This window comes from Pseudomonas sp. UBA4194, assembly GCF_002379585.1.
In the GTDB taxonomy this organism is placed as follows: Bacteria; Pseudomonadota; Gammaproteobacteria; order Pseudomonadales; family Pseudomonadaceae; genus Aquipseudomonas.
Window position 1 is genome coordinate 25,276 of record NZ_DFUE01000063.1, and the last position, 9,374, is coordinate 34,649.

At 63.5% G+C, this 9,374-nt stretch carries 8 protein-coding genes; 5 read left to right on the plus strand and 3 right to left on the minus strand.

What is annotated here, in order from left to right; translation table 11 throughout:
- Nucleotides 1–5 precede the first annotated feature (5 nt).
- Nucleotides 6–1,289, plus strand: coding sequence for a hypothetical protein (locus B3397_RS15580; RefSeq protein WP_296251697.1), 1,284 nt, complete (start codon nt 6–8; stop codon nt 1,287–1,289).
- Here B3397_RS15580 and B3397_RS15585 read toward each other — a convergent pair.
- Nucleotides 1,273–2,244: a glycoside hydrolase family 5 protein gene (locus tag B3397_RS15585; protein ID WP_296251699.1), complete on the minus strand. Its 972-nt coding sequence runs from the start codon at nt 2,242–2,244 to the stop codon at nt 1,273–1,275. The two genes, B3397_RS15580 and B3397_RS15585, sit on opposite strands and share 17 nt — an antisense overlap.
- 262 nt (nt 2,245–2,506) lie before the next feature.
- Between B3397_RS15585 and B3397_RS15590 the strand changes: the two genes are divergently transcribed.
- Nucleotides 2,507–3,259 (plus strand): WecB/TagA/CpsF family glycosyltransferase, encoded by a 753-nt coding sequence (locus B3397_RS15590; RefSeq protein ID WP_296251701.1) that lies wholly within the window; start codon nt 2,507–2,509, stop codon nt 3,257–3,259.
- 312 nt (nt 3,260–3,571) lie between these two features.
- On the opposite strand, the gene B3397_RS15595 is transcribed toward B3397_RS15590, so the two are convergent.
- Together B3397_RS15595 and B3397_RS15600 are read right to left on the minus strand one after the other, a co-directional pair.
- Nucleotides 3,572–4,246, minus strand: a complete 675-nt coding sequence (locus B3397_RS15595) for a histidine phosphatase family protein (protein WP_296251702.1) — start codon at nt 4,244–4,246, stop codon at nt 3,572–3,574.
- Nucleotides 4,247–4,449: 203 nt separating this feature from the next.
- Nucleotides 4,450–5,223, minus strand: coding sequence for an IclR family transcriptional regulator (locus B3397_RS15600; protein WP_296251704.1), 774 nt, complete (start codon nt 5,221–5,223; stop codon nt 4,450–4,452).
- 83 nt (nt 5,224–5,306) lie between these two features.
- Between B3397_RS15600 and B3397_RS15605 the strand changes: the two genes are divergently transcribed.
- From B3397_RS15605 to B3397_RS15615, 3 genes are read left to right on the plus strand one after another with little or no spacing between them, the layout of a single operon-like run.
- Complete coding sequence (locus B3397_RS15605; RefSeq protein ID WP_296251705.1) at nt 5,307–6,830, plus strand: MFS transporter; 1,524 nt, start codon at nt 5,307–5,309, stop codon at nt 6,828–6,830.
- Nucleotides 6,827–7,855: an HlyD family secretion protein gene (locus tag B3397_RS15610; protein ID WP_296251706.1), complete on the plus strand. Its 1,029-nt coding sequence runs from the start codon at nt 6,827–6,829 to the stop codon at nt 7,853–7,855. The genes B3397_RS15605 and B3397_RS15610 overlap by 4 nt, the downstream gene beginning before the upstream one ends.
- Before the next feature lies 1 nt (nt 7,856).
- Nucleotides 7,857–9,263 (plus strand): efflux transporter outer membrane subunit, encoded by a 1,407-nt coding sequence (locus tag B3397_RS15615; RefSeq protein ID WP_296251707.1) that lies wholly within the window; start codon nt 7,857–7,859, stop codon nt 9,261–9,263.
- Nucleotides 9,264–9,374 lie beyond the last annotated feature (111 nt).

Below are 9,374 nucleotides of genomic sequence, written 5' to 3' on the forward strand. Positions count from 1 at the left end.
CGGACATGCTCAATGCTCTGTTCAATGCGCGCACCTTGTTGTGCCTGCTGGTGCTGGTGAACTCCGGCTTCTGCTTCCTCACCGACAACAAGCTGGCAGGCTTGCCCTATCTGCGCGAGTTGTACCTGATGGGCGTCATCGGCTCGGCGGTGGTATTGCTGGCCATGTGGCAACGGCCGTGGCAGTCGCGCGCCAGCCTGTGGATTCTGTTCATGGGCGTGGTGCTGCCACTGATGTCAGCGCTGTTCGCCTGGGGCCACTTCAACCAGCCGCTGCTGTACGGCCTGCTCGAAGAACGGCGCAACTTTCTCTACCTGCTGTTCTTCCCGGCGCTGTTCCTAATGTTGCGCGCCCAGCCGACCCAGCAGCAGTTGGAACGCTATTTCCTGGCGGGGGCGCTGGCCTGCGTAGCAGTGGGTTTTCTGTACTACTTCAAGATCATTCCGCAGAACGCCACGGTGGCGTTCAACGTCGACGAGAAAGACTACGGCCTCAACCCGCTGCGTCCGGACCGCTTCAGCATCGGCAACGCCTATGTGTCGCTGTGCGCACTGATGCTGATGTACCGCCTGCGCCGCGAGGTCAAGGTGCTGCCGCTGGTGTTGCTGGCGCTGTTCGCCGCCTACCTGTGGCTGGTGCTGCAGACCCGCAACACCATGATGGTCTGGACCCTGGCTGCATTGTGGATCTTCCGGGCGCACCTGCATGTGCTGGTCAAGCTGGGCGTGGTGGTGGTGCTGGTGGCGGGTGTGGCCTACGTGATCATGCCCGAGCCCTTCCATGCGCAGTACGAGCGCCTGCTGGCGCTGGTGGACGAGGCCCGAGAGCCCGGCGGCGTTCGGCTCGACACCTCGAACATCATCCTGCGTGACATCGCCGCCAACTGGTATGTCGGCATGGGCGCCTTGTCGCTGCAATGGGAAGGTGGATTTTCGCGGCTGTACAGCTCGTACTTCTACCTGTCCGACGTAGGCATCCTGGGCATGCTGTATCGCTATGGTTTCTTTACGCCGTTGATTGCGCTGGTGTACTTCGTCGGTTTCTGGCGCATCAGCCGACAGTGCCGCAACAAGGGCGACTTGCTGGCGGCGTTCACCCTGGACATGTGCTTCAACCTGCTCAACCTGTTCCTGTCGCCGGCCATGATGTACGGCGGTGACGTGGCCGGTGTGGTGCTGGCGGCGATGGTTTATTTCGGTCAGGTGCGGGTGGCTGCCCCAGCCCCCGCGAACCGTGTGAATGAACCGGCTCGCGGGGGTCGAGGTCTGGCGCTTACTTCGGCCCGATGACCGTGCACTTGGGGGTGGTCAGGTACTTGGACAACACTGTCCATTGCGGCCGCGGGGTATTGCCCGTGGGCTCGATGGCCAGGGAGTAGCCACCCCAGTACGGCCCTGTAGACCAATAGGTCAGTGGAACGCACTCGCTTTGCAGGTACTTGAGCAGGCGCTCCATGGCATCGAGCCAGCGCGGGTCGTTGTCGGGAATGCCGAACTCACCGAAGTGGCCCTTGCGCCCGTTGCGCTTGAGCCAGTCGATGAACGGCTTGGCGCGCTTGACGCCCACGTCCGGGTCCCAATTGCTGGCGATGCTGCTTTTATAGGCGCCGCTGCTATCAGGGTCGATATACAGGTGGGCCGAGAAAATCAGGTTGTTGCTTGGGTCCTTGAGCTTGAGCAGGTCGTCGTTGTAGGCCGGCCAGCGTTCGGCACTGGACCAGGATTTACCCTCGACGTAGATCGGTCGCACCTTGTCGGTGGCGCGCACGGCGAGGATGCCCGCTTGCGCTGCTTCGAACCAGATTGCATCGGAGTCGTCGTGGGGTTCGTTCATCAAGTCATAGCCGCCCAGCGCGCTGTAGCCGCTCCAGCGGTGAGCGATATGGCTCATGAGATTCTTGTAGTGCTCCACGGTGACACCTTGGGTGCCAATCACCTTCTCTCGGTAACGCCCGTAGTTGTGCACGTCCAGAATCACTTTCACGTTGGCCTGGGCGGCCTGCAGCAACATTTTGTCGACCAGCTTGGCGTAGGTCGGATCCAGTCCTGCGCCGAGCTTGGGTTGTAACCGTTCCCACTTCATCGGGAAGCGCACGCTGGTGATGCCGCGTGCTCGCCAGGCGGCGAAGAAGCCTTCCTTGGGAAAGAAGTAGTGCGTTCCCTCCACGCCGGGGAAGACACCCTCGGAAAACTCCGCACCTGAAACGTTTATCTGCACCAGCGGCACGCTGGGCGCTGCTTGCACCGAGCCACACCCTAATAACAACGCCAGCCCGGCGACAAGCCACGGGCGCCTCGGCTGTGCTCTCCCGAACAGAGAACTCGCCTGTTGCAGCTGATCGCTTTGTGAACCTGAAGGCAACGTTCTGCTACTCATCGGCACATCCCCTGGATGCAAAAAGCATGGACTTCCTGTGCATCGGACGAAACCGCCGAACTCGCCCAAGCGACCCGCAGCGCCCTGGAGCTCTGCATTAACGCATTCTAGAACTGATAGGACGCCCTGGATGAAAGTTTTCGGAATAGATTTTTTCAAAGGCAGGCAGGTTGATCTGATCCAGGCGCTCAAGGCGAGCGCTCATGGACCCTTCGGCTATGTGGTGACCACCAACGTCAATCACGTGGTAATGCTTGAAAATGATGAAGGCTTCAGAGCCGCGTACGACGGCGCCAGCCAGCGGATCTGCGACAGCCGCGTGCTGATGCCGGTGCTGCGCAAGTTTCGGGCGGGGGTTCCAGAGGCCATTCCGGGAAGCACCCTGACCGCATCGATGATCGAAGTGGCGCAACGCGAGGGCTGGACCGTCACCGTCATCGGCTCCACGCCCGATGTGATGGAGGTGCTGGCGCAGCGCTATCCGGCCATTGTCTTTCATCATTACAACCCGCCCATGGGCTTTATCAACGACCCTGTGCAGGTGGAGGCCACCATGGCCTTCATCGAACAGCGCCCGGCGCAGCTGATCGTGTTTTCGGTGGGGTCACCGCGTCAGGAAATCCTCTGTCTGCGCATTGCCCAGCGCGGCAGAGCCCGAGGTGTGGCGCTGTGCACGGGCGCTGCGCTGAACTTTCTCTCGGGCAAGGTACAGCGCGCGCCTAAATGGGTGCAGACGCTATCCCTGGAATGGCTGCACCGCATCCTCAGCGAACCGCGCCGCCTGGCCGGGCGCTACTGGCATGATGGGCGCAGGATTCTGCCGATCATCGTGAAGCAGTTTTTCGTGCGGCAGGAGCAGCAGCGCGAGCGCAGTGATCCTTGACGGATGATGGAAAAAGCAAAGCCACCTTAGGGTGGCTTTTTTTTGGTCTGGGGGGTGGGGCAGGGAGGGGGAATGGTGGTGGATGGTCCCCTCACCCCAGCCCTCTCCCTGAGGGAGAGGGAGCCGTACGCGGTCTGCCTTTAGCTCCCTCTCCGCCAGGGAGGGGGGATGGTGGTGGATGGTCCCCTCACCCCAGCCCTCTCCCTGGGGGAGAGGGAGCCGTACGCGGTCTGCCTTTAGCTCCCTCTCCCTCAGGGAGAGGGCTGGGGTGAGGGGACCATTCACCGCCGATCTAGCTAGATACCCCAGAAACTAAACCGGACAACTCGTATGCCCATTGTCCAACCCCTGCTTGACGTTACGCGACAGCAGGCTGGCCTTGCCGTCCTTCCAGGTCAGGGTAAGCACGTACAAAGAATCGAAGTCGTCGGATTCCCAGTCCTCGGTGATATTCATGTCCTGGCCCACCGCGCGTCCGGCCACCTCGTTGATCAGCTCCGGCAGGTAGCCACTGGACCAGGCGGTATAGATGACGGCGTTGTGGTATTTGTCGTTCATCAGCTCCTTGGCCAGGTCGCTGGTGTCGTTGGCGCCGTAGTCGATGTTGATCGGCAAGCCCAGCTTGATGGCACTGGGCGTGATGGTCGCCAGGGGGCGTATATAGCTGTAGGACTCATCGTCCACGCCTTCCTCGACATGGCGACCGGGGTCGGCGGCGAACACGAAGTCGGCCTTGCCGAAACGCTCCGGCAGCACCGAAGCCAGGTTCAGCGCGCGGTTCAAGCCTTGGCAGTTCAGCTGGCCAAGGCCTCCGTCGGGTTTTTCGGCATGACGCAGAAAGACCATGGTCTGAGTGCCGTCGACCGAGGCGGCGCGGCTGTCACTGATCTCGATCGCCAGGAAGGTGCAGGTACTTGCCAGCAGAAAAGCGGGCAGGGCGTAGTAATAACGCTTCAACTGCTTGGCGCAGTTGCTCAGTGTCTTCATGGGATGCCGTCTTCAACTCTCTGGGTTAGCGACCCGACCGGCCGGTGCGCGTTGAAAGCAAGCACCACGATCATCCCTGTCATTTATCAGCCTGCTCATTATCCGGCGGCAAGCGCGACTCTCAGAGTGCGATTCTGCCGTTTGGTTCGGCGCACGTCAGAAGACAATAGTGGCAGTTTGTTTCAGGTTGAAGACTGTTTCGTTCAGCGCAGCCCCGCGCTGAGCACCTCGGCCAGCGCGTCGCGGGTGCCGAACAGCGCCTGACGCAGCGATTCGCGAGTTTCCTCGACACGCCACACCGGGCCCACCAGCGCCAGCGCGTACTGGCCTTGCGAGGTTTGCAGGGCGACCGCAATCGCGCCGACGCCCATCATGTGCTCATTGGAGTCACAGGCATAGCCTTGCTCGCGCACTTCCTTGAGTTGTTCCAGCAGCCTGGCGAGGTTTGGCGTCTGCGGTGTCAGCGGCTCCAGCACAGGCCCGAGCAGTTTGACGATGTCGGCGTCGTCCATTCTGGACAGCAGCACCTTGCCGCCCGAGGTGCCATACACGCTGAGAAAACTACCCGAAGAAGGCGCGACTCGCAGCGCCTGGGGCGATACCACCGAGTGCAGCAGCATCAACTGAGTGCCGTTGCGGTTGACCAGCACACAGGTTTCGCCGGTCTTGTCGGTGAGCGCCTCCATATAAGGCCGGACCTGGTGAATGATGTCCACGTGGCTGTGCGAGGCCAGGCGCATCAGCGCTGGACCCAGGCATACGCCACCGGCGCCTTGCACCTTGAGCAGTTGCTCGTGGGCCAGCGCATCCACCAGACGCTGCACGGTAGAGCGGGGCAGGTCGATACGCTTGGCGATCGCGCCCAGGCTCAGGCCTTCTGGCTCGCTCTCCAGGCAGCGCAAGATGGCTGCCGCGCGGGAAATGACCTGAATGCCGCTGACGGGGTTGGCGCTGCTATCGGAATCGTGGCTGGACATCGCTGATTGCCTTTTGTATCACTGTTCGGTACAGTGTATCGCAATTATCGTTGTTCGTCAGTCGCAGCAAGCAGGATTCTCCCGTGTCCCCACCTTCACCCCCCAGCCCGGCCCCGTTCGGCTGGCGTCTGGCTATTGGCCTGATCGGCGTGCTCATCGCCGCCTTGACCTCCGGGATCAATGATCGGGTCACCGACATTACCCTGGCCGATCTGCTCGGCATCTATGGCTTCGGCCATGACGAGGGCAGCTGGATCAGCTCGGCCTACGCTGCTGCCGAGGTGTCGGCCATGCTGCTCGCGCCGTGGCTGGCCGTCACCTTCTCGCTGCGCCGCTTCGCCATCGTGGTGACGGTGGCGTTTGCCGGTTTCGGCGCGCTGTGCCCCTTCGCGCCCAACCTCGAAAGCCTGTTGGTTCTGCGCGTGCTGCAGGGGCTGGCGGGCGGTGCCTTGCCCCCGTTGCTGATGACCGCTGCGCTTCGCTTCCTGCCTTGGCACATCAAGCTCTACGGACTGTCGGCCTACGCCCTGACGGCCACTTTCGGTCCCAACCTGGCCATGCCTCTGGCTGCCATGTGGACCGAGGGCGGTGACTGGCGCATGGTGTTCTGGCAGATCATTCCGGCGTGCCTGATCGGCGCCGCGTGCATCGCCTACGGCCTGCCCCAAGACCCACTGCGCCTGGAACGTTTCAAGCAGGCCGACTGGCGTGGCGCCTTGCTCGGCTGCGGCGGCATCACCATGCTGGTGATTGCCCTGACCCAGGGCGAGCGCCTGGACTGGCTGAATTCGCCGCTGATCGCCCTGCTGCTGATCGGCGCAGGAGTCTGCCTGCCAGCCTTCCTGCTCAACGAGTGGTTCCATCCCTTGCCGCTGTTCAAGCTGCAACTGTTGGAGCGGCGCAATTTCGCCTTCGGCATCACCACCTTGTGCCTGTTCCTGCTCATCGGCATGGCCGGCAGTGCCTTGCCCGCCGGCTATCTGGCCCACGTGCAGGGCTACCGGCCCTTGCAGACCATGCCCACGGCGTTGTGCATCGCCTTGCCGCAGCTGTTGGTGGCGCCGCTGGTGGCGTTCGTCATCAACCGTAACTGGGTGGATTCACGCTACGTCATGGCCGCCGGCTTCGGCTTGCTGACATTGGCGTTGCTCGGTGGGAGCCAGTTGACCAGCGAGTGGATCCGCGACGACTTCTACCTGCTGCAGGCGCTGCACACCTTCGGCCAGCCGATGGTGGTGGTGCCGCTGCTGATGATTGCCACCGGCGTTATCCACCCCATGGAAGGGCCGTTCGCCTCGTCCATGGTCAACACCTTGCGCGGGCTGTCTTCGGTGGTGGCGGGTTGCGTGGTGGAAAACTTCGTCACTGCTCGCGAACACCTGCATTCCAACACGCTGCTCGACAGCCTGGGCAACAAGCAGCAAGCACTTGAGCCGTTGTACGGCGAGCCGGCCGCAGGCCTCGCTGGCCGCATTCGCGAGCAGGCCTTCGTGCTCAGCTACAGCGACGCCTTCCTGGCCTTGCTGGCCGTCATCGCCGTCTTGCTGGTCGTACTGGCGACCTTGCCCAAGCGCGCCTATCCACCGCAACCTCCGGTACCGACATGAATCACAGAACCGCTATTTCCCTCATTGGCGCAGCTGTCATCGCCTGTGCCGCCTACGGTGTCTTCCACGTGCTACGTGGCGGCAGCGTGCAGAGCACCGACGATGCCTATATACGTGCCGACTCGGTGTTGGTGTCGCCGCGGGTGGCGGGGCTGGTCAGTGAAGTGCTGGTGCAGGACAACCAGTCGGTCAAGGCCGGGCAACTGCTGGCGCGCCTGGACGACCGCGACTATATCGCCGCCCAGGCAGCGGCACGGGCCAATGTCAGCGCGGCGCGGGCCGAGTTGAAGAACCTGGCCGCCAGCATCGAGCGCCAGGGCGCGGTGATCGACCAGGCCACGGCGGCCACCCATGCCACGGCGGCCTCGTTGAAGTTTGCCCAGGCCAATGCCCAGCGCTATCGCAACCTGTCCCAGGCGGGCGCAGGCACCCAGGAAGAACGGCAGAAGGCCGAGGCCGAGTTGCAGGGCTGGGAAGCTTCACGTGACCGGGATGCCGCCTCGCGGGTGGCCGCCCAGCGCACTCTGGACGTGCTCAAGGCTCAGCGTGAAGTGGCCGAAGCGGCCTTGGCCAAGGATCAGGCGGCGCTGGATCAGGCGGACTTGAACCTGTCCTACACCCAGATCGTCGCGCCTGCCGACGGCATGGTCGGCCAGCGCTCGGTGCGGGTCGGAGCCTATGTCGCGCCGGGCCGGCCATTGCTGGCGCTGGTACCGCTGCATCAAGCCTTCGTGATTGCCAACTTCCGCGAAACCCAGTTGGCCAACATGCAGGCGCAACAGGCGGTGGAGATCCGTGTGGACAGCATTCCCGACCAGGTTTTCCGTGGCCATATCGACAGCGTTGCACCGGCTACCGGGTTGTCGTTCGCCCAGATCAGCCCGGACAACGCCACCGGCAACTTCACCAAGGTAGTGCAGCGCATTCCGGTCAAGGTGGTGTTCGACGCCGACCAGCCGCATCTGGAGCGCCTGCGCGTAGGCCTGTCGGTGGTGGCCAGTGTCGATACCGCCGAGGGCCATTGAGATGAAACGAGCGCTTTTGTGGCTGGCCCTGGCCAGTGTCGGTGCCTGCAGCGTGGGCCCGGATTTCAAGACGCCCGAGGCGCAATTGCCCGCCACCTGGCCGACGGTGGATGGCACCCGTGCCCAGACCGTTGTCGACAGCGCCTGGTGGCAGCAGTTGGGCGACCCGCAGTTGACCGCCCTGGTGGAGCGGGCTGCCAGGGCCAACCTGGACATTCGTAGCGCCAGCAACCGACTGCAACAGGCCCAGGCCTTGCGCCAAGTCAGTGGCAGCCAGCAGTTGCCCGGGGTCAGCGCCCGCGGTGGGTACCAGCGTGGGCGCAACAGCGCCGAGGGTTTGAACGACCCTTCCGGTAACGAAGGGCGCGCGCCGTTCGAGCTGTGGAGCAGCGCCCTGGACGCCAGTTGGGAAGTGGACCTGTGGGGCCATGTGCGGCGCGGTGTGGAGATGGCCGATGCACAGGTCGAGATGACTCAGGCCGAGCGTGACGGGGTGGTGTTGAGCATCGCCGCACAAACGGCCACCGATTACATTCGTCTGCGCGGGGTGCAGGCGCGCCTGGCAGTGGCTCGGCAGAACCTGGAGATCGCGCGGCAAAGCCAGAAGCTGACGCAGACCCGCTACGAGAACGGCGTGACCACCAACCTGGACACCGCCAACTCGGCGGCGCTGGTCGCAACCATCGAGGCGTCGTTGCCGGTGCTGCAAGCTCAGCAGGACCGCCTGATCAATGCCCTGAGCTACCTGCTCGGCGAGGCGCCGAGGGCGCTGGCCGGGGAACTGACGACACCACGTGCGATTCCCGACCCTGCGCCGGATGTGCCGCTGGGGCTGCCTTCGGACCTGGCTCAGCGTCGACCTGATATCCAGCGCAGCGAAGCCGCGCTGCACCGTGCCACGGCGGCCATCGGCGTGGCCAAGGCCGACTTCTATCCACGGGTCAGTCTGGGCGCCAGCTTTGGCTTCCAGTCCCTGGACGGGTCCGATCTGGGGGGATGGGATTCGCACAGTTGGTCCTATGGGCCCAGCCTGTATCTGCCGGTGTTCCAGGGAGGCCGTTTGACCGGCACCCTGGAACTGCGTGAGCGGCAGCAGCAGGAGGCGGCAGTGGATTATCAACGCGTGGTGCTGGGCGCCTGGCACGAGGTGGACGACGCCATGAGCGACTATGCCGCGGAGAAGCAGCACCATGCGGCGCTGCAAGAAGCGGTACGGCAGAACACCGTGGCCCTGAGCACGGCACGGGACCGCTACAACCAGGGCGCGACGGATTTCATCAACGTGTTGGGTGTGCAGCGGGCCCTGCTGACCACCCAGAGCGAACTGGTGGACAGCGCCACGGCGGCGGCGATTGATCGGGTGCGGTTGTATCGCGCGTTGGGTGGGGGGTGGCCGCGGGTTTTGTGATGGTTTTTGAGGGTGGTGGTGGATGGTCCCCTCACCCCAGCCCTCTCCCTGGGGGAGAGGGAGCCGTACGGTGGAGTTGCGGCCACCGCAGTCCGCTTTTAGCTCCCTCTC